The organism is Paraburkholderia sp. GV068, assembly GCF_003058125.1.
GTDB classification, from domain to species: Bacteria; Pseudomonadota; Gammaproteobacteria; order Burkholderiales; family Burkholderiaceae; genus Paraburkholderia; species Paraburkholderia graminis.
This window is the reverse complement of sequence record NZ_QBUB01000006.1, coordinates 182,568-202,535: the sequence shown is the minus strand read 5'-3', so window position 1 is coordinate 202,535 and position 19,968 is coordinate 182,568. Positions and strand designations below refer to the sequence as shown.

The window sequence follows — 19,968 nt, the reverse complement described above, 5'->3', positions numbered from 1 at the left end:
AATCACGGCACGCTCCTCCTTTCCAGACATCGGTCGACGAAACTTAGGATTGCCTTCGACTGGTAGTCCTTCGCCAACTGGCAAAGGTGATCGGCGAACGGACGATATCGCTCGTCAAGCCCGGCAACCTGCGTGGCGTATTGCGCGATGGCACGCATGTCGCCGAGTCGCGCCAGGTGGTGCAGCGCCTCGAGTTCCCCTGGCGGCGGCATGATGAAGCTTTCCATCGACGGAGCGGCGGCTTGCGTCCGCGGAACTTCGTAGATCCACTCGATCGAAAGAAGCATCTGGATCTGCGACAGCAGCGCGCTGAAGTCGATTGGCTTTGGCAGAAACGCGTTTGCACCGGCCGCCAGACTTTTCGCGGCGTCGCTCCCCGAGGCGCCGGCGGATACCGCAATGATGGGCCGATCGGCGAACTCGGAAATCGAGCGAAGCTGCCGCGTCGCTTCAAGTCCGTCCATCTCTGGCATGACCACATCCATCAGGATGAGCGCCGGCTGTAGCGCTTGCGCTTTTTCCAATGCTTCGAATCCGTTGATGGCCCCGACCGCGTCGAATCCGAGCTGACCGAGCATATCGATCGCCACAGCACGGTTTACCGCGACGTCATCCACGACGAGAATCAGCTTGCGCGGTCCCTTGTAGCCGCTGACCGCCTGCTCGGGCGGAATGGCAACTGACTGATGCGCCACTACCTGCACGTTCAACTCGAACGAAAACGCGCTGCCCGCGCCGTGGCGGCTGTCGACGCGGATCTCGCCGCCCATCAGGCGCAAGAGCTGCCGGCTGATAGTGAGGCCCAGCCCGGTGCCTCCTATCTGGTGCCGGGCATCGCTTACCTGCTCGAACGGCCGGAAGATTGCCCCCAGACGCGCTTCGTGTATACCAATGCCCGTGTCCCGCACTTCGAAAGACAACCGCGCGGGCGGCATCCACCCGACGCGCAGGCGCACGCTGCCCGTCTCCGTGAATTTGATTGCGTTGGAGAGGAGATTGAGCAGCACCTGGCGCAGCCGTTTTTCATCGACTCGCACAGCCGCAGGAAGATTGGGCGCCAGCTCGCACGCGAAGGCCAAGCCCTTTTCCATTGCCTTAACCCGAATCGTCTCGGCGATGAAGTAGATAAACCCCTCGAGCGGAACGTCGGACAAAGTGAGCTCCGCCTTTCCGGCCTCCATCTTTGCCATGTCCAGAATGTCGTTGATGATCGCAAGCAGATGTTCGCCGCTGCGCTGGATCACCGTGATTCCATCGATGTGGCGTCGGTCCAGGTTCTTATCGCGCTTCAGTATCTGCGCGTAGCCCAGAATTCCGTTCAACGGCGTACGCAGTTCATGGCTCATGTGCGCGAGAAAGGCGCCCTTTGCCTGATTGGCCGCATCGGCGCGCTCCTTGGCGACGGCCAGTTCGGCCGTTCGCTCGCGGATCATGTCCTCGAGGTGTTCGCGATAGCGCCGCAATTCCTCTTCGGCTCGCCGTTGCCCGGTTATGTCGCGCGAGATGCCGAGCAGAAACTGCGGCTCGCCGCGTTCGTCGACGATGGGGATCTTCATCGTGTGCAGCAGACGCTGCCCGTGAACGGTTTCGACCGGCTCCTCGGGCACGTCGACCATCTGATGCGACTTCAGTACGTCACGATCCTTCAGCGCGAAAAATTCTGCCTCTTGCGCCGGAAACATGTCATGCACGGACTTGCCGATGATCTGTTCGCGCCCGTAGCCGAGCAATTGCTCGCCTGCCTTGTTGATGCGCACGAAGCGCAGCGTCGCCGCATCCTTTACGAAAATCGTGTCGGGGATGTTCTCGACAATGCTGTCCAGGAAGTGTTCGCTCGCTCGCGCAACCTGCTCGGCACGCTGTCGTTCGACGATCTCCGCCGTCTGGCCCGCGAGCGCAGCACTGAGTTCGGCCGTGCGCTCCGCAACGCGCGCCTCGAGTCCGGCGTTGAGTTCCTTGAGCGCATCCTCGGCCTGCCGACGCTGGCGCCGATCCTTCAGGAACTGCTCGACGGCGCGCGCCATGTCGGCAATCTCGTCGCCGCCATGAACGGGCACGCCTGCCTGGACGCCGCCGACATCACCGTGACGCAGGAAGTGGCTGACCCGGCGCAGCCGCGCCACGACGTGACGACCGAGGAATGCATGGGCGATCAGCCAGGTAAGCAGCAGGCTCACCGCCACCTCGCCGGCTACCCACATGCGGGTGCGGTTTACGTCGTCGGCGAGGCCTTGAACGGCTTTCCGATAATCTCGCGTGAAATAGTCAGACTGATCGCGGGCTGCGGCCGCCAAGGCGTCGGCCTGGCGGCGAAGATCGTCGTCGAGGCTGGCCAATGACGCGCCAGGCCGAGGCACGGTCTGCGACATCGTGTCGGCGCCGAGCGCGGTCTCGCGCAACTGGGCCTCGATATTGACCGTGTTGCGAAAACGCTGGCTCGACCGATGCAGCGTCAGCGCGTCGACGCCCAGGTTGTCGCTCGTGGTCGCGGAGGCGAGGCGGTCCACCGAGCGATCGAACGACACCAGTTGTTCGAGCACACGCCGATGCGTCTCGCGCACCGCGTCGACGGTATCGTCACGCGAAAGCTGTAGCGCGAGGCGCTCGATGATCAGGGTTTGCTGCGCCAGGTCTTGTGCATCCTCCTGGCGAGCCAGCCGCTCTTCGGCCAACTGACGAATTGCGTGGGCAGAGCCGGCCAATGAGTACAGGGTCGTGGCGCCGACCGCGACGACGAGCGCCGCGAGGCACGAAACCACGAAGGTGAATTGCGCGGTGAGCGAGCGGGGCAGAGGAGCTTTCACGGGCGTTGCCAGATGCGGCGATAGACGTCACGATAACCGTTGGCCGGGTCATAGATCAGACGATCGCCGCCGTCCGCGGCGACATTGTTCGCCGTCACGAGGTGCACGGGTAAGACGTAACCCGTCACGCCTGCACCGGCGAACAGCCGGTTCATTTCATCTACCAACTGCCAGCCATGCAGATTCAGCGGCTCGGCGACGGTGCCGGTCTGGAAACTTCCCGTCCGGATCCGCAGGAAGGCGGACTCGCTGCCGTCGCCGGCCGACAGCATGGCCATCGCGGTGGTTGGAATCCCGGCCTGCGTCAGTACGGGCGCGGCGTAGTCGAAATAGATGTCGTTGACGGCCAGCGCATACGTCCAGCGCTCGCCAAAACGTGCGAGCAACGCGCGTGTCGTGCGCGGCATCAGGTCCTGGCTGCGCGAGATCGCCACGTCGCGCACTTCAAGCAACGTGCAGCCGCTGCACGCACGCACAACCGCGGCCATTTCGTCTGCCTTGCTTCGCGCAATCCGGAAATTGGAGTCGGTGAAGATGACGACTTGCGCTTGCCCGCCGGACTGCACGATGGCCGCGAGCGCAGTCACGCGCGCGACCTCGAGTGGATCGGTCGCCACGTTCATCGCCACGGGCGTGCCCGGCACCGGTCCGGCCTGGGCGGCGACATGCCAGCCGACGATAGGAATGTCGCGTTCGGCAAACGGCTGCAGGCCGGACAGCAGGGCGCGTGCGTCGCTGCCGACGATGATGAGACCGTCCGGGCCACTTGCCAGCGCGTTCGCAAGCATCTTTAGCCGCAGGTCGGGCGTGCCGCCCGAGTCGAATATTCGTACGTTCCAGCCGATGACCTTGGCCGCCTCGAGCACACCGTCGACCACGCCAATGATGCCGCCGTTGCGCAAATCCTCGGCAACGATGGCGACGCGTCTGCCGGCTTGGGCGCGCGGACCGCTCCGCGGCCCGTTCCAGGGTGCGGCGGGTTGCGCCGCGGCATCGACGACGCGCTCCGCTGCGGCCAGATAGTCCCTGGCCGCGACAGTGGTCCCCGGCGCTGGCACGAGCGGCATACCTTGCGCTGCGGCAACCGACAGCGCACACACGCACTCCAATGCCACCAGCAAGCGCCTCATGCTGTTCCCCAAGGGCTTCATCGCGGTCGATCAACCGCTGTTGAACACGTGCCCAGACGCCGCACCGCATCTGCCCTGCGGATACGATAGTACACCGCGATGACCGCGTCTTCTATCGTGCGGCTGCCGCTTGCAAAGGGTGATTTCGCAGCGAAAACGATTAACAAACCGGCAGGTTCAATCCAGTTTGCCCTGTTCGGCCAGCTCGACAAAAGTGTCGACCACATGGCGGACTTTGGAGCGTAGATGCGCCACCTTCGGCCAGACCGCGTGCACGTCGATGAACTCACTCGAAACGTCTTCGAGAACTGATATCAACATGCCCGACTCCAGATGAGGTCGCAGCAGAGACATTGGCATCTGGCAAAGTCCCAGGCCCGCGAGCGCGGCCTCCACGATCGAGTCGCCGTCGCTGATTTGATGGGTTGCCGGCGGCGAAATCCGGGAGACCTCGCCATCGACATTCACGCGCCATGAAAGCGGCTGACCACGGCGATGGCCGACAATGCATGAGTGATTTTTCAACTCTTCAAGCGTGTTGGGAGCGCCGCGCCGCGCGAGATAGTCAGGCGATGCCGCAATCACCATCCGTTGGCTGGTCAGACGACGCGCAACGAGACCACTCGAGCTTTCGAGTTCGCCGAATCGAATCACAAGGTCAACGCCTTCCTCGATCGGGTCAATGAGATGATCGGAGAAGGTCATCGTGAACTGCAGGTCAGGATGCTTTCGACCAATGTCCAGCAGAATTGGAACGAGAATGCGTCGGCCGAAAGCTGCCGGCATGTCGATCCGCAAGCGACCGACTGGCCGCTGGTTTCCCGGGCCAAGTGCCGTTTCCGCTGTGCTGATTTCGTCGAGTGCAGAAGCGCATGCCGCAAAATAGGCGTCGCCGTCGGCCGTGAGCGAGATGCTTCTCGTCGTGCGATGGAATAGCTGCGCGCCGAGCCGGTCTTCGAGCTTTGCGATTGCTTTACCGACGGCCGACTTGGTCAGCCCGAGTTCTTCGGCTGCGTCGGTGAAGCTGCGCGACTTCGCTGCGGTGACGAATATCAATATGCCGCTGAATGTGTCGGCCTGCGCCATGTCATGCCCCGTTGACGAGTTTGATTCCACCTATAGGGCACGAACGCGAGCACTGTCAACCTGCAACGCGGAAGTCAACGGCCAACGGTCCCGATTAAATCTTGACCGCGCAGCCTGTGTTGGCCGCCTCAAGGGCGCAGTTCGCAATTCGCAGCGCGCGAATACCGTCCCGAGGCGTTGCAGGCATCGGTGCGTTGTTTTCGAGCGCCGTCAGGAAGCGGTCCAGTTCGACCTTGTATGAATCGGCGTGCCGCTCAAGAAAGAAATTGAGCAGCGGCTCACGCGCTTCGGTCCTGTCGCTCGTCCACCGGCGCAGGCTCGACGGCCTGTGGTTTTCATTCAAAACCATTCCCTTTGAACCAAAGACTTCGACCCGTTGGTCGAAGCCATACACGGCCTGGCGTGAACCGTTGATGTGACACTGCTTGCCCGACGCCGTCCGCAGCAGCACCATCACACTGTCGTAGTCCGGAAGCTCTTCCAGACCCGGGTCGACCAGGCGGTTCCCCATTGCCATCACTTCGACTGGTTCTTCGCCGAGCAGCCAGCGAGCAGTGTCGAAATCGTGAATCGTCATGTCACGGAAGATTCCGCCCGAGTGCCGCAGATACTCTCGCGGCGCGAGGCCGGGATCGCGACTCGTGATGACGACCTGGCGAACATCGCCGACTTCGCCTTCGTCGATAGCCTGCTTGAGCCGCATTGCATCCGGGTCGAAGCGTCGATTGAAAGCAAGCATCACGCGCCCGTTAAGACGCTCGATTTCTTTTACGGCGGCGAGCGCCCGGTCTATGTTTAGGTCGATGGGCTTCTCGCAGAGTACCGGCTTGCTGAGCCGGACGGCCTGCAGCGTCAGGTCGATATGTGTATCTGTCGGTGTGCCGACGATGATGGCGTCGACATCTTCGCGGTCGACTACCGACTTGCAATCCACAGACGAGTCGCAACCGAGTTCTGCGGCGAGCGCCTCAACCGCTTGCTTGTTCGGGTCGGCCACAACGACGAGCTTCACTCGACGGTCGGCGGCAACATTGGCCGCGTGAATTTTTCCGATGCGTCCGGCACCGAGAACAGCGATACGCAACATCTGAGTCTCCTATATTTCGTCGGCGCGTGAAGCGCCCCGGCTATTCACTCTTGATTTCGGTAAGCGCCGATACAGCGATCTGTCGGCTAAGCCGCAGGATGTCGTCAAGACCAAACTCCTGGACTTCCGGCACTCGGTCTCCACGCGCTTTTGCTACATCCGTCGCGATGCGAAGCGCGTTTGAGCGCTCACGCATCAACAACTCCAGCGCCTCGACAAGAAAAGCGCGTTCTCTCTGCGATACCTTCGCTGCAACCACGTGGTCATAAGCAGACATACGCGGGTCTCCAGAACAATGCGGCCTTCAAATCAGGCTGCGGATACTGCCGCCATCGACACCCCAGACCGCAGAAGTGACGAACGACGCGAGGTCGGAAGCCATGAAAACAATCACGTTGGCCACTTCATCCGGCTGGCCCAGGCGCTTTAACGGCAACTGGCGCAGAGACAACTCGTGCTCGACCGCGTCCTTCGGAGCCATGCCATGAAACTTGCCCATCGTGTCGGCGAATCCCCCGTCTTTCGTCCAGAACGGCGTCCAGACCGGACCCGGTGCAACCGCGTTCACGCGGATTCTCGGAGCTTCGGCTCGCGCGAGACCTTTTGTCAGAGCGAGTACAGCCGCCTTGGATGCGGAGTAATCAATCGGAACAGGTTCGGGCTGGCGGGCGAGGTCCGACGCGTTGTTGATAATCACCGAGTTCTCGCGAGCGCGCAGTACCGGCAGCAGGTATCGACACGTCCGGACATAGCTCATGAAATTAAGGCTCATCGTGAAGTCCCATTCCTCGTCCGAAAGTTCTTCGAACGTGCGGACCTTCCCCGCGCCGACGTTGTTCACGAGAATGTCCACCTGCCCGTTGTGCGGCTTAAGGGCCGCGTCGATGCCGCTTTTCACGCCATCGGCCGTGGATAAATCTGCCTGTGCAGTCGTGACATTGGTGCCGAGCGCGCGCAATTCCGACTCGGTCTCCTTCAGCGCATGCGCGTCGATGTCGATGATGCAAAGACGTGCGCCTTCGCGTGCGAAACCCAAGGCGGTCGAGCGTCCGATACCCTGGGCTCCGCCCGTGATGAGCACGATTCTCCCTTCCAGGCCTGTCTGCATGATGTCTCCATTCAATGTTCTGTAGTTTCCGAGCGTTCAGGAACTCGATGCCATTTCCATTCGCTTTCAAACAGCGCCGTGATACGACGGACTTAGCGGTTGTCGACCCGCTTGATGAAAAACCTGATATCGACCGTGGCCCAAATTCCGGCTTTGTTGAACGGGTCGGCTTCTACGAATTTTTGAATCTCTTCAATACCATCGGCTTCATAGAGAAAGAAGCTGCCAATCATCGTCTGGCCGTCAGCTTTCGTCAGCGGCCCGGAGATGAGTGTCTTTACAGGTGCTGTCTGTAAATGGGCCTTGTGCGCGTCATAGTTCTCAAGGCGACGCTCGACCATATTGGGGTGATCAAGACAGTAGACAGTGAAGTTCATTTTCGTCTCCTTACTCTGATTGAGTTGTTGCGCCGCGCGGTGCGACGCCATCGAAGGCATCCTGCAGAAGCGCAAGCAGCGCGTCTCGCTCGATTTCACGCGGATTCCAGTAGGGGTTCGAGCTGGCTATATCGGCGGCCTTCGACACATCTTCGGCGGACATCCCGATGTCTTTCAACGCAAGCGGCGCACCGCAGCGTTTAGCGAGCTCATAGACACCCAATGCCGCGTCTTGCGAACCTAGAGCGCGGGCTATCCGTTGCATCGCGTTTGGAGCGGCTTGCCGGTTATACGCAAGCGCATGTGGGAGAACGATGGTGTGTGTCTGAGCGTGCGGCAGGTTGAAGCTTCCGCCGAGCGTGTGACACAACTTATGATGAAGCGCCATGCCCACGCTGCCCAACACCGTTCCGCAGAGCCAGGCACCGTACTGTGCTTCAGCGCGAGCTTCCACGTTGTGCGAGTTGGCCACGATAAGCGGTAAAGCGCGCGCCAGAGCAGCGATGCCTTCTTCCGCCATCAAACTCGTCACGGGGTTCTCGTCGCGCGAGTAGAGCGCTTCAGCGGCATGGGCAATTGCGTTGATGCCGCTCGTGACCGATAGCGCGACAGGAAGCGACATCGTCAGGTTCGCATCGTAGATCACTGTCTTTGGCAACACGCGCAGGTCCGTTCCGGTCTTCTTCAGACCCGCATCGGTGATGCCATAGATAGGCGTCATTTCGCTGCCTGCATAAGTCGTCGGCACGGCGAGAATCGGCAAGTCCGATTCGAGCGCGATTGCCTTGCCTAAACCTATCGTCGAGCCGCCTCCAACGGCAATGGCGCAATCGGCGTTCAGCTCTCTTGCCAGTGCGCGAGCTTCCTTGGCCAACTCGAGCGGCACGTGCATGACCGCACGGTCGAACACAGCGGCGGCTCGCGCGCCCAGGCGCGCAGCGATGGCTTCACCGGTCTCTTTTTGCTCCGGGCTGCACAGAATGAGTGCTCGCTCCGAACCCAGTTGAAGTACTTCGCGCTCGAGGTGCTGCAAACTGCCTGGGCCAAAGACAACTCGACCGGCACGCGCCTGATAAACGAACTCACGCTTTTGCATTGGATAACTCCGCTGTACTCTCGAAACTCAACCCCGCTTCCAACTGGTAATCAACCTGGAACCGTGCAGTGCGAAGGTCGCCGAGTTCGTGACGAACGCGCAGATGTTCGGGGTGAGACGCATAGGCTTCCAACGCTTCCTGCGAGTCGAACTCGGTGATGAGAACGGCGTCGCACGCGTAATCGACCTGGCTGGAGTCAAGTCCGACTTCGAGGTGCCGCATGCCGGGGATACAGCCGCGCAAGCCTTCGAAACTGGTCTTAACGAGGTTGGACGCAGCTAGCCGCTCTGCAGGCGAGTCACCTTTGACACGCCACATGACGATGTGCCGAATCATGCGTGTGCCTCCGACGGGTTGAGCACGAAGTCGTATTCAAGCGAGTACCACGGCACTGTCATTTCGCGGCCGTCCGGCGCTACACCTGGCTCATGACGCTTCCAATCGGCAATCAGCGATGAGCGCACGCCGAACACGACGTCCGAGTCAAGATACTGGTCGCCATCACGAAACACATGCGTAGTGAGCGTCTCGTAGCCAGGCGCTTCAATCATGAAGTGCAGGTGCGCTGGTCGCCAGGGATGACGACCGACAGCGGCCAGCATGCGACCAACGGGCCCGTCGTGCGGGATGGGATATGCCTCGGCAAGAATCGAGCGGAAATTGAAATACCCTTCAGCATCTGCGTTCAGTCGGCCTCGACCGCGATGGATGGCATTGCCTGCCTCGTCGACGTTCTGGACATCGTAGAAACCGTCTTCGTCCGACTGCCAAACGTCAATCTGGGCGTTCGCGATGCTTTCGCCTCCGGCGCCGCGAACCTGCCCCTTCACATAACAAGGCGCACCTTTCGCACCATTCGAAATGTCGTCGCCGTTGTTGTAGAGAGGCGCTCCCTCTACGTAGAACGGCCCGAACACGGTTGCTTCCGTGCAATTCGATGGCTTGCGATTGTTCTGCGACATGACCAGCATTGAAAGGCCAAGTGTGTCCGAGAGCAGAATGAATTCCTGCCGCTTGTCGTCGGTGATATGTCCTACTTCCGTCAAAAACCTGATGGCTTTAAACCACTCGTCCTCGGTGAGATGAACGTCGCGGGCGAAAGCGTGGAGATGTTGAACCAGGCTCGTCATGACGGTCCTGAGTCTCGCGTCCTTGCACTCCGCGAGCGAGGCAATAACGGCCTGAGTGATGGTGTCTTCGTTGATGTTGCGCATCGTGCGTGTCTCCGTTGTGCGCTCAAGGCGTCTTAAACGAAAGGTAATGGGTCATCCGCGTAAATAAAATGCCTCGAAGTGAAATGACATTTCCTTGTCCCGGAAGAATCGGCTAAGCGCGCATTGCAGCTTGCGGCGGACCTGCAAGCGCGCCCGTCAACGCTCTTTCATTGTAGAAGTCGATTCTACAAATCGGATACCTTGAGTCGGTTTATCAATGCTCCCGTCTACGGCATATTGGGCCGGAAGGGGTGGAAGAATCCCTTCCGATTTTTTCACCTGAATGTTTCACCTGAATGGGAAGAGGGCAGGCGATGGACCGCTGGACGCAATTGCAGTTGTTTGTGCTCACTGCCGATCTGGGCAGCCTGTCGAAGGCGGCCGAGCAGCTCGACATGTCGAACGCTGCGGCCAGTCGAACGCTGAGCTCGCTGGAAGAGCGCCTCGGCGCACGGTTGATAGAGCGGACGACCCGCCGCATGTGGCTCACCGATGCCGGCCGTGAATATCATCGTCGCTGCACTGCGGTTATTTCCGAACTGTCCGAAGCCGACTCGATTGCTTCCGAAGAGGCAGTGAGCCCGCGCGGCGTACTGCGCGTGACCAGTTCCGTCTCATTCGCAATGATGCATATAGCACCCGCGCTACCGGAGTTCCTCACGCGCTATCCCAACCTGTCGGTTCAGATAGTCGCGGCGAATCAGTACCAGAACTTCATCGAAGCCGGGATAGACATCGCCATTCGCACCAGGGAGCACGAGGGAGATTCCGGCATCACCATACGACGCCTTGCTGAGACCAGGCGAGTGCTGGCGGCGTCGCCGGCGTACCTCTCCGCGCACGGTCGTCCCCAGAATCCCGAGGACCTCGCGCAGCACAACATGCTCGTCTATAACCTTGCCGTCGACCCCTATCTGCTTCATCTGCGTCGGGGAACGGAAGAACGCAATGTCGCCATTACAAGCGCGCTCGACTCCAACGAAGGCCAGGTCATCGTCGCGGCCGGGCGGGCAGGGCTAGGGATTGTTGTCCAACCGCTTTACATCATTCACGACGACATCGTGTCCGGCCGTCTCGTCCCAGTGCTCGACGATTGGCAATTGCCGCGTCTGACCATCAACCTGGCTTATCAAAGCCGACGTTACCAGCCCGCGAAAATCAGAGTTTTCACGGACTTCCTCATGGAGCGCGTCAGAAGCCTGAATCTCGAAGAACGTTGGATGACGTTTGCGACCTGAAATACCGGCCTTCAATGCACTCGGCGAAATGCAATAAATCGCTCGAGCGGCGACGCGAGGACTGCACCCAGGCGCCCATCGAGCAGAACCACAATCAGAAGCAAAAGGCCGTTGACGAGAAGAATCTGCGTAGACGTAGCGCTCAACAGGCCGAGCCCATTGTTCAGCACAGTAAGAATCAGAACGCCCATTGCCACGCCGAGCGGCGAACCGATACCTCCACCCAACGCGACACCGCCAACAATCGCCGCTGAAGCCGCCTGAAGCAGGATATTGCTTCCCATCGTTGCGGACGCAGTCGCGAGGCTCAGCGAGAGAAGGCCGCCGCCCAGTGCCGACAGTCCGCCGGAGATGACGAAGCCGACCGTCAGCGCCTTACCCACACGCGCGCCACTCTGAATTGCCGCCTTGCGATGCCCACCCGATGCGTAGATGTCGCGCCCGAGGGTGGTGTAACGCAAGAAAAGCGATACGACGACGAAGCAGGCGATCGTAATGAGGCTACGCGGGGAAAAGATTGCAGCAATGTTCTGGTCAAGGAAGTCGCTGACATCGAGGTTGGCGTAACTCAACACGCGGCCACCCGCAATCCAGTAACCGATGCCGGTAAGGAACATCATGGAGCCGACTGTCGTCACCAGCGAAGAGACACCGAGCCACGGCAGCAGCGCCGCGTTAGCGATGCCGACCACCACGCCAAAGATGATGGCGTACAGCATGCCGAGCATCGCACTATCGCCACCGAACTTCACCGTGATGAGGCCGGCAACTGTCGAAATTGCAGCGACGCTCAGATCGAACTCGCCCGCAATCATCGTGACCGAAAGACCGAGCGCGATGATGCCGAGGAATGCAAACGCCTGGAAGATTGCGTAGAGGTTCGCCTGCGAAAAATAGTGGTCGACGCAGAGGCCGAAGACAACAGGCATTCCCACGAGCAGTACGAGGCGAATGGCCAGATTGAGAAGTCGTTGAGACTGTTCCATTTTCAAATCTCCTGTTATTTCCGTCCCGGACCGAGCCGGGCAAGCAACGCGCCGAACACGACTGCCGCGAGAACGACGATGCCCTTCGCTACCAACTGGTACTCGTAACTCACACCGCTGACCAGAAGGATGTTGCTGATAACGGCGAGGAAAATGGCGCCTGTTACCGCATCCGAGATTTGTCCGCGTCCGCCTCGAATCGAAATTCCGCCGACGAGCACGGCAGCAATTGCGTTGAAGTCCAGGTCAATGCCGTAGGTCAGGTTGCCTTGTGCCGACGACGATGCAATCAACGAGCCGGCAAGCGCCGCTGCGGCGCCTGCGAATCCATAGCAAACGAGCGTTGCCGTCATCAACCGAAGCCCTGCAATGCGCGCAACTTCGGCTCGCATACCAATCAGTCGGATTTCCCGCCCGATACGTGACTTTTGCAGGATGAAGCTTGCGATGGCCGCAAAGATAGCCAGCACCAGGATCTGATTCGGCAGCCAGCCAAATAACCGTCCTTGACCGAGCCAGGTCGCGTCGCCTTTTCCGATGACGGTAAGCCCGCCGGTGTAGATAACGCCAGCACCAATGATGATTGACGAGGTGGCAATCGTGGTGATGATGGGATTCGCTCTGCCCAATGCGCTGATTCCACCCTGGAGAGCCCCAATCAAAAGGCCGCTCAACACGACAAGCAGCAGCGTTGCGCCGAGACCCAGATGAATGAGCGCAGCGAACATCACAGTGGAGACGGCCGCTGTTGCGCCCATCGAAAGCATGAAGAGATTTCCGCTGAGGGTCACTAGCGCCATCCCGATAGCGCCAATGCCGACCGCGGCCACCGAATACATCAGGGACTGCATGTTTCCGAACTCGGTGAAGTGCGGAACGATAGCCGCGGCCACTACGATAAGTACAAGGGTAGCGATGCGAATCGACGCAGCGTGAATACTCGTCGTGCCGAACAACGCTGCGGCCCAGCGTCGTAGCGCAGTCGTCGATACCTGCACGGTAGGCTCAAGAGCTGTCTTATGCATTACCCACCTCCACAGTCTGGTTCCGGAAAGAGATATGGCTATGAGATGCATCGCCGTCGCCTGCCACGATGTCGTGCAGGAGCGTGTCGCCGTTTATCTCGAAGCGCGGCTTATGACGGACCATCCGGCCTCTGAAGACAGTGAGAACCGTATCCGCGAGCTCCAGGATTTCTTCAAGATCAGTCGAATAGAAGACGATCGCCAGGCCTTCGTCCGCCATCTTGCGCAGCGTGGCGTAAATTTCGCTGCGGGCGCCAATATCGACGCCCCGGGTAGGCTCGTTCAGAAGCAACAGACGTGGAGCCAGTGCTACTGCCTTCGCGAGAGAGACCTTCTGCTGGTTGCCGCCGCTAAGCGTCGACACTTCGTGCGGAAGACGCCTCGGGTCGATGGCGAACATCGAGGCCAGGCGTCGTGCCTCTTCCTGTTCACCGGCGCTCCGCATGATTCCCGCTCGGGTGAACTTCGCCATAACGGACGCAGTGATATTGATGGCAATTGGCGCATCCAGGAAAACGCCCTTGTCAGCGCGGTCTTCTGCCACGTACGCGATTCCCGCTCGCAGCGAGTTGCGAATGCTGTCGAGCTTGACGGTTTGGCCGTCCACTTTCACCGCACTGGAAATATCACCGCGCAGGCCGGCAAGCGCTTCAACGAGGACTTCCGCTCCCGAACCCAACTGGCCGACCACGGCGAGGATTTCACCCGGCGCGACGTCGACTGACAGTTGCTTGACCTTGTCCGCGACCGTCAGGTTGGAAATCGAAAGACGCGGCGCCACATTGGCGCGATTCTCCGGCGGCATGACCTTGCTGTGCACCAGCTCGCGACCAATCATTGCCTTGACCACCTCTGCGGTCGTCATATCCGCGGTGCGCTGCGTGAGCACATGCTGTCCATTGCGGAAGACCGTTACCCGGTCTGTGAGCGCAAACACTTCGTCGAGTCGATGACTGACGAAAATCATCGCGGTCCCCTGGTCACGCAGTTTGCGCGCGACATCGAAGACCCGAACAATCTCCGCATCCGACAAGGTCGCGGTAGGTTCGTCCAGCAGCAGGACCTTCGCTTGACGCGACATGCCCCGGGCGATTTCGACGAGTTGGCATTCGGCGAGGCTCAGTCGCGACGCAGGCGCGTCGAGCTTGATATGCGACAGTCCGACCGAATCCAGATGCTCACGGACAGAGTCCCGGTATTGGCTGCGACGGTAGATTGCGCTCTGGTTCGCGCCACCGAGAAGAATGTTATCGAGCACCGACAGCGTCGGGACGATAGCCAGCTCCTGGTGAACGATGGAGATGAGTCTCGGGTCGGTGCGATGCCCCAGCTTAAGTTGATGTCCGTCGATGGTAATTTCACCGTCGTCCGGCTGCACCAGGCCACCGAGAATCTTGATGAACGTGCTTTTGCCTGCACCGTTCTCGCCACACAGCGCGTGAATCTCACCAGGCGCCAGCTCGAGGCTGACGCCGGTGAGCGCCTTCACGCCACCATAGTGTTTGGTCAGATTGCGAGCGCACAGCAGACTCTGAGTGGCGAGCGTCTCGCCGCCTGTTTTAGCGTCTTGCAGCATTGTCTTCCTCCATACGCGGACACTCTTCGGTCGTCCGCTGCTACGGGTCGATGCCCGTCACCGTCACCTTGCTCATCCGCGTGATTGCTCACGCTTCGTGACGCATACATTTCGAATAACGAAGCCTTGCATCGAGACTGAAGCGCAGGCATGCCGTGGGCGCTGCCGCATCAGCGATGCCGCTGCTGTGAGTTCAGGAGGAGAGGAATTGGCAAAGAATCGCTGCGTGCGCAGGAATGCATGTCGTCTCCATCCGAAACTCGCTTTAGCGGCTTCGTTATCGTTAAACACAGGTTATTCGTTCGCCGAGGAAAGAAAAATGCGTGGCCGCGAAATGATATTTCCAGCCACCGGAAATATCGGCGTCCGGCTGCAGTCGTAAAGAAACGCGGTCGGTTACAGAGAGACTCTCCGTGCCTCGGCCGAAGACCGGATAGCGGCGTCGACAATCCGTTGGATTTCCCACGCTTCCCGAAAGTCCGGGAACGTAGGCGTTGCATGTTCGATTGCGGCGATGAATTCCGCCATCTCTATGGTTTTCAAATCGTTGAAGCCCAATTGGTGGCCGCCCGCCACCGTGAAGTTTTCGTAGGGACGATGAGCGGGTCCGGCTTCGATTCGAGTGAATCCCGATGTCCGTACGTCGCCGCCGGCCTTGAAATAGCGGAGCTCGTTGAAGCGCTCCTGGGAAAAGCACAATGCACCCTTTGTTCCATAAATCTCGAACTCGAGTTGCATCTTGCGGCCAGTCGCGGTCCAGTTTGCTTCGATCGAGCCCGAACACCCGCGGTCAAACGTCACCATCAATCTGGCAATGTCGTCGACCTTCACCTCCAGGCGCTCGAGCGAACCAGGTGACACTGGGCGCGACTTATTGACGGTCTCGAGTTGCGCGTTCACATGGGTGATAGGACCAAGAAGGAAGCGCGACATTCCGACGATGTGGTTGCCGATTTCCGCCAGCGCGCCAGCACCGTTTTGAGGGTCGACTCGCCAGCTATAGGGAATCTCAGGGTCGGCCATGTAGTCTTCCGCATGGATGCCGCGAAAGCTCGTGATATCGCCCAGTTCGCCGGACGCGATCATCTCTCGCGCCAGTTTGAGAAGGGGATTCTTGATGTAGTTGTAGCCGACTTGCGTGACGACGTTCGCGGACTCGGCCGCCTTCATCATGTCGTGAGCATCGGAAGCGCATGGCGCAATAGGCTTCTCGCAATGCACATGCTTGCCGGCGGCGATCGCTGCCAATGCCATCTCTCGGTGCAAGCTGCATGGCGTCGTGATTGAGACGACTTGAATATCGCGGTCTTCGAGGAGTGACTGCCAGTCATTTGTCGCACGCTCGAAGCCAAACTGCTCGGCCGCTTGCCTCGCTCCAGCCTCGCTGACATCGGCGACGGCCACCATCCGCGGGATCAAAGACCCAGGAAAAGCATTCGGCACCGCTCTGTACGCCAGCGCGTGCGCTTTTCCCATAAAGCCAGTTCCAATCACCGCAACGCCAATCTCTCGTCTCATTCGTGTCTCCGTGCTACTGCAAAAGCGACCCCGCAGGGTCGCGTTGCGTCCTATTGGCTACGCAGCAACTGGGTAGCCGTCGCGTGACTTACTTTTTCTGGGAATAGCAGACGTTCAACGTGGCTTTGGTGGCCGCCGGGTTCGGCAAGTACTGCACGGCTTGCGGGGCTTTGCCGGATGCGAGTTGCTTCGCGGCCTTCGCGGCGTAAGCGCCGTCGTCGAAGGGAGATTGCTCGACCGTGGCATACGCCTTTCCGGCCGAGATAGCTTCCACCGCACCGGAGTCGCAACCGTGTCCGACAATCACGAGCTTCGAAGGGTCGAGGCCGAGCCGCTGTGCGGCGGTCACCACGCCGCGAAGTTGTGAATCGTTCTCCGTGTAGATGCCTTTCACGTCTTTGAACTGCGTGAAGAGCGCCGACGCGGCGGCTTCCGCCTTCACCGCATCCCAGTCGGCCGGCTGTGAGCCGACTACTTCAATGCCCGGCGCATTCTTCTTGAGGCCGTCGACGAAGCCCTGATAGCGCTGGACTTGCGGAGGCGTGCCCATCGGCCCGTTAATGACGATGACTTTGCCTTTATCGCCGTATCCCTTCTCCTTGAAGCCTTGAATCATCGTCTTTGCCGCGACGTCGCCGTTGCTGATGTCGTTCGGCCCGGTGAAGACTTTCCAGTATCGGGAGTACTTCTGGTCAGGCATCGAGTTGGAGATGACGAGCGGGATTTTTGCCTGGTCTATCTTGCGAATCGACGGGACCATTGCGCTCGAATCAACCGGCACGAGGACGATGACATCAGGCTTCTGCGCGAGCGTCTGGTCGACTTGGGTTGCCTGCTCATTCGGGTCGTAGTTGGTAACCTTCACGTCGAGCTTGATGCCTTGCGCCGCGGCCTCCTTTTCGAAGCCTTTGACATAGAGCGCCCAGTACTCGACGCTCTGCGTCGGCATAAGCAATGCGACGCGGGGTTGGTCGGCGGCTTGGGCGCCACTGCCGAAAGCGGTGGCGATAGCGCTGACAGCAAGGCAAGAAACAACGGATTTGCGGATGTTCATGCTGTGTCTCCTGATGGCCCCTGAGATAGGTGAGCCGGGTTTTAATGTTCTCGAGAAGGCACAGTACGGCTTGGTATGGGAAAGAAAAATGCGACAGAACGAAAAGTTATTTCCGCTCACTGGAAAAATTGCGACTTGCAGACGGCGATAGCCACGCGGCTTTCGAAGAATGACGCTGCGCGCCGCTTTTGCGGGCCGCGAAACGCCCAGCAATCCGCAAAACGCCAGCGTGTAGATTCAAACTCTACGGTGAGACGATTCGAGGGTTGTTTATCCGCTGCCGTTTCTACGCGATAGTTCAGGGCATGGTTTTCTAGCGACGCCCGTCGGGTCGGTCGCTGCTTTCTTAACGAGGGTTTTCATGTCCAGATCTAAAGTCGAACTTGTTGCTGCTTACTTCACCCTGTCGGGCGACGTCTTTCCGTTTGGCCCCACGGAAATCAGTCCATTCAGCTTCAAGGATCGCGTTGAAGCGGCAGCAAAAGCGGGCTGGGACGGCATCGGCCTGATTCATTCGGATATCTATGCAACGGCCGACAAGATCGGCTTCCCGGAAATGCGCCGAATCCTCGAAGCCAACGGCATGAAGCACGTCGAGTTTGAGTTCCTGGTCGACTGGTATCAAACCGGCGAGCGCCGCCGCACGTCGGACAGCATGCGGTACTACTACCTGAAGGCTGCGGAAGAACTTCGTGCGCGCATCGTGAAGGTCGGTCCAGGCATTGGCGAAGAAACCGCAAACATCCCGCTGATGGTCGATGAATTCGGCAAGCTGGCTGACGATGCCCAGAAGCGTGGCACGCAAGTGATGCTGGAAATCATGCCGTTCAGCAACGTACGCACGATTGAAACCGGCAAGGCCATCGTCGAAGGCGCGAACAGGAAGAACGCGGGTCTGCTGCTCGACATCTGGCACCTGAGCCGCGGCAACGTCGACTTCAAGGAAATCGCCACAATCAAGCCGGAATTTATCAAGGGCATCGAACTCGACGACGCGGACCGTTACGCAATCGAGCCGCTGTGGATGGACACCTGCCACAAACGCCGTCTGCCGGGTGAAGGCGTACTCGACGTGCAGGGCTTCATCAAGGCAGTCCAGGCGACGGGCTTTGACGGGCCGTGGGGCGTGGAAATATTGTCGGAAGTCGAGCGCAAGCTGCCGCTCGAGGAGATGGCCACACGTGCGTACAACGCGACGATTCGGCAGTTCGAGAATTGAGCGCGACGCCTGAACCAGGTAGGCGAACGGCCGCCGCCAGACGCTTGCGGCCGCTTTTTTGGAGGCTTCGACTTGCCGGTCGCTCGTTCCCGACGAGCGACCTTCTCTCCTGAAGAGAACTACTTCCCGCTCAGCAGTTCCTTTGTCCGCAGGGTGATGGCCGACAGGCCGCTGTACGATTCTCGGGCGCTCGCGGTGCTCAAAGCAACGCGGCCGCTCGTCCCACCTTAGCGGCCGCACGATTGCCCCCAACCTACATGCCGATGCTGGCGCCGCCGCTCGAACTCGTGCCTGTACTCGTTCCCGTGGCGGAACCCGAGGTCGATGCCGGATTCAAATCGATTCTTCCATAGACACCGTCCGCTTCGTCATTGGGCCCCGCGGCGAAGAAGAGGGTAGTGGCGGGCTGATTGTCGAGCCCGTTGCCGAACGCGATGCCCCACAAACCCGGCTCGACGATCGCCTTGCCGTTCGAACTCTTGATGGCGCCCATCGACTGGCCGCTCGATGCGTTGAACGCGTTGATCGTGCCGTCGCCGAAATTGCCGATCAGCACCGCGCCGCTCAATGAGCCGAAATTGCCCGGCGCTTGCGCAATACCCCACGGCGCATTCAGCGCGCCGCCCGTTGCAAAGTGCTGCTTGAGATTGCCCGCCGTGTCGAATACGTCGACCATACCGAGTCCTGCTCCGGCGACGTCGTCATGTTTGTCGGCATCCTGCTTCGCGTAGGTGACGAACAGATTCGATCCGATCAACTGGATGCCGAACGGCGCGAAGCCGGCAGGAATGGATGGATCCGCAAAGGCGCCGGGCATGGCGACTTTGGCAAAGTTGGTGTCGAAGACGTCGATTTTGCTGTTATGGAAATCGGTGGCATAGAGAAAGTTGTTGCCGTTGTTCGGCGCGAGCGCGAGGCCCTTGTACACGGCGCCGCCGGTGCCGTCGTCGTACATGACAAACGCATTCGTCGGCCCAACGGCGGGCGCCCACGCGGTGACGGTGCCGCCTTCTCCCACGAAGATAAACGCGGCGACGCCCGTCTTGCCGTTTCGCGTCACGTTGAAGCTTTGCGTGCCGTTGAATACGATGCCGGTCGGCGACGCTGTTCCATTCGTACCATTGGGGATCGTGACGACCAGCGATTGCGGCACGCCGTTGCCGTCATAGAGTGTCGCGAGGTTGGTTCCGTTGTCGGCGACCCAGACGAAGCCTTTCGGATTGAAGGCCACGCCCCAGGCATTCTTCAGATTGGGGTCCGTGTGCGCCGCCGACACGGCGCCGTCCGAGACGAGCGCCGTTGCGGTGAACGATGACTGCAAAGGCGGCCCGGAACTGTTCGAGCTGGAACTGCCGCCGCACGACGCGAGTGTCGCGATAGCCGCGCCGCACGCTACGACAGTGAACGCTGCGAGTAGAGACTTCATGGCCGCACTCCTTGTTCCGTCCA

General features: G+C 59.9%; 18 protein-coding genes. 2 read left to right on the top strand and 16 right to left on the bottom strand.

The genetic code is table 11. The features are described 5' to 3' along the window. Positions 1-2 precede the first annotated feature (2 nt). The 10 genes from C8K18_RS15030 to C8K18_RS14985 form a co-directional block, all read right to left on the bottom strand. The gene (locus C8K18_RS15030) at positions 3-2,804 is read right to left on the bottom strand and encodes an ATP-binding protein (protein ID WP_107707948.1); all 2,802 of its coding nucleotides are present in this window, start codon (positions 2,802-2,804) and stop codon (positions 3-5) included. After that, entirely contained in the window at positions 2,801-3,934 is a 1,134-nt protein-coding gene (locus C8K18_RS15025; protein ID WP_107707947.1) for a substrate-binding domain-containing protein, read from the bottom strand. Before C8K18_RS15025 ends, C8K18_RS15030 begins: the two co-directional genes overlap by 4 nt. Positions 3,935-4,111: 177 nt before the next feature. Next, entirely contained in the window at positions 4,112-5,020 is a 909-nt protein-coding gene (locus tag C8K18_RS15020; RefSeq protein WP_107707946.1) for a LysR family transcriptional regulator, read from the bottom strand. Positions 5,021-5,114: 94 nt separating this feature from the next. After that, positions 5,115-6,107, bottom strand: a complete 993-nt coding sequence (gene iolG, locus C8K18_RS15015; protein ID WP_107707945.1) for an inositol 2-dehydrogenase — start codon at positions 6,105-6,107, stop codon at positions 5,115-5,117. A 40-nt stretch (positions 6,108-6,147) separates the two neighbouring features. Beyond that, positions 6,148-6,384: a hypothetical protein gene (locus C8K18_RS15010; RefSeq protein WP_029968829.1), complete on the bottom strand. Its 237-nt coding sequence runs from the start codon at positions 6,382-6,384 to the stop codon at positions 6,148-6,150. A 27-nt stretch (positions 6,385-6,411) separates the two neighbouring features. Further along, positions 6,412-7,188 (bottom strand): SDR family NAD(P)-dependent oxidoreductase, encoded by a 777-nt coding sequence (locus C8K18_RS15005; RefSeq protein WP_258196126.1) that lies wholly within the window; start codon positions 7,186-7,188, stop codon positions 6,412-6,414. 119 nt (positions 7,189-7,307) lie between these two features. Continuing rightward, on the bottom strand, positions 7,308-7,592 hold the full coding sequence (locus C8K18_RS15000) for a YciI family protein (RefSeq protein WP_029968831.1): 285 nt from the start codon (positions 7,590-7,592) through the stop codon (positions 7,308-7,310). A 10-nt stretch (positions 7,593-7,602) separates the two neighbouring features. Beyond that, complete coding sequence (locus C8K18_RS14995; protein ID WP_107707944.1) at positions 7,603-8,688, bottom strand: maleylacetate reductase; 1,086 nt, start codon at positions 8,686-8,688, stop codon at positions 7,603-7,605. Then, the gene (locus tag C8K18_RS14990; protein ID WP_006050462.1) at positions 8,675-9,025 is read right to left on the bottom strand and encodes a Dabb family protein; all 351 of its coding nucleotides are present in this window, start codon (positions 9,023-9,025) and stop codon (positions 8,675-8,677) included. The genes C8K18_RS14995 and C8K18_RS14990 overlap by 14 nt, the downstream gene beginning before the upstream one ends. Then, on the bottom strand, positions 9,022-9,903 hold the full coding sequence (locus C8K18_RS14985; RefSeq protein WP_107707943.1) for an intradiol ring-cleavage dioxygenase: 882 nt from the start codon (positions 9,901-9,903) through the stop codon (positions 9,022-9,024). Before C8K18_RS14985 ends, C8K18_RS14990 begins: the two co-directional genes overlap by 4 nt. Before the next feature lie 314 nt (positions 9,904-10,217). On the opposite strand from C8K18_RS14985, the gene C8K18_RS14980 reads away from it, so the two are divergent. Next, positions 10,218-11,141: a LysR family transcriptional regulator gene (locus C8K18_RS14980; protein WP_107707942.1), complete on the top strand. Its 924-nt coding sequence runs from the start codon at positions 10,218-10,220 to the stop codon at positions 11,139-11,141. An 11-nt stretch (positions 11,142-11,152) separates the two neighbouring features. Here C8K18_RS14980 and C8K18_RS14975 read toward each other — a convergent pair whose 3' ends face one another. The 5 genes from C8K18_RS14975 to C8K18_RS14955 all read right to left on the bottom strand — a co-directional run bounded on the left by C8K18_RS14975 (position 11,153) and on the right by C8K18_RS14955 (position 17,513). Further along, on the bottom strand, positions 11,153-12,127 hold the full coding sequence (locus C8K18_RS14975; RefSeq protein ID WP_006050459.1) for an ABC transporter permease: 975 nt from the start codon (positions 12,125-12,127) through the stop codon (positions 11,153-11,155). Between the two features lie 14 nt (positions 12,128-12,141). Then, the gene (locus C8K18_RS14970; protein WP_107707941.1) at positions 12,142-13,152 is read right to left on the bottom strand and encodes an ABC transporter permease; all 1,011 of its coding nucleotides are present in this window, start codon (positions 13,150-13,152) and stop codon (positions 12,142-12,144) included. Continuing rightward, positions 13,145-14,728 carry a sugar ABC transporter ATP-binding protein gene (locus C8K18_RS14965; protein WP_107707940.1) on the bottom strand — a complete coding sequence of 528 codons (1,584 nt, stop codon included), beginning with the start codon at positions 14,726-14,728 and terminating at the stop codon, positions 13,145-13,147. Before C8K18_RS14965 ends, C8K18_RS14970 begins: the two co-directional genes overlap by 8 nt. A gap of 396 nt (positions 14,729-15,124) precedes the next feature. Beyond that, complete coding sequence (locus C8K18_RS14960) at positions 15,125-16,246, bottom strand: Gfo/Idh/MocA family protein (protein ID WP_107707939.1); 1,122 nt, start codon at positions 16,244-16,246, stop codon at positions 15,125-15,127. Between the two features lie 88 nt (positions 16,247-16,334). Next, positions 16,335-17,513, bottom strand: coding sequence for a sugar ABC transporter substrate-binding protein (locus C8K18_RS14955; RefSeq protein ID WP_258196125.1), 1,179 nt, complete (start codon positions 17,511-17,513; stop codon positions 16,335-16,337). 148 nt (positions 17,514-17,661) lie between these two features. On the opposite strand from C8K18_RS14955, the gene C8K18_RS14950 reads away from it, so the two are divergent. Further along, a complete protein-coding gene (locus tag C8K18_RS14950) occupies positions 17,662-18,519 on the top strand; it encodes a sugar phosphate isomerase/epimerase (protein WP_053860493.1) in 858 nt (285 codons plus the stop codon). Between the two features lie 253 nt (positions 18,520-18,772). Here the strand turns inward: C8K18_RS14950 and C8K18_RS14945 are convergent, their stop codons facing one another. After that, entirely contained in the window at positions 18,773-19,945 is a 1,173-nt protein-coding gene (locus tag C8K18_RS14945) for a TIGR03118 family protein (RefSeq protein ID WP_107707937.1), read from the bottom strand. Positions 19,946-19,968 lie beyond the last annotated feature (23 nt).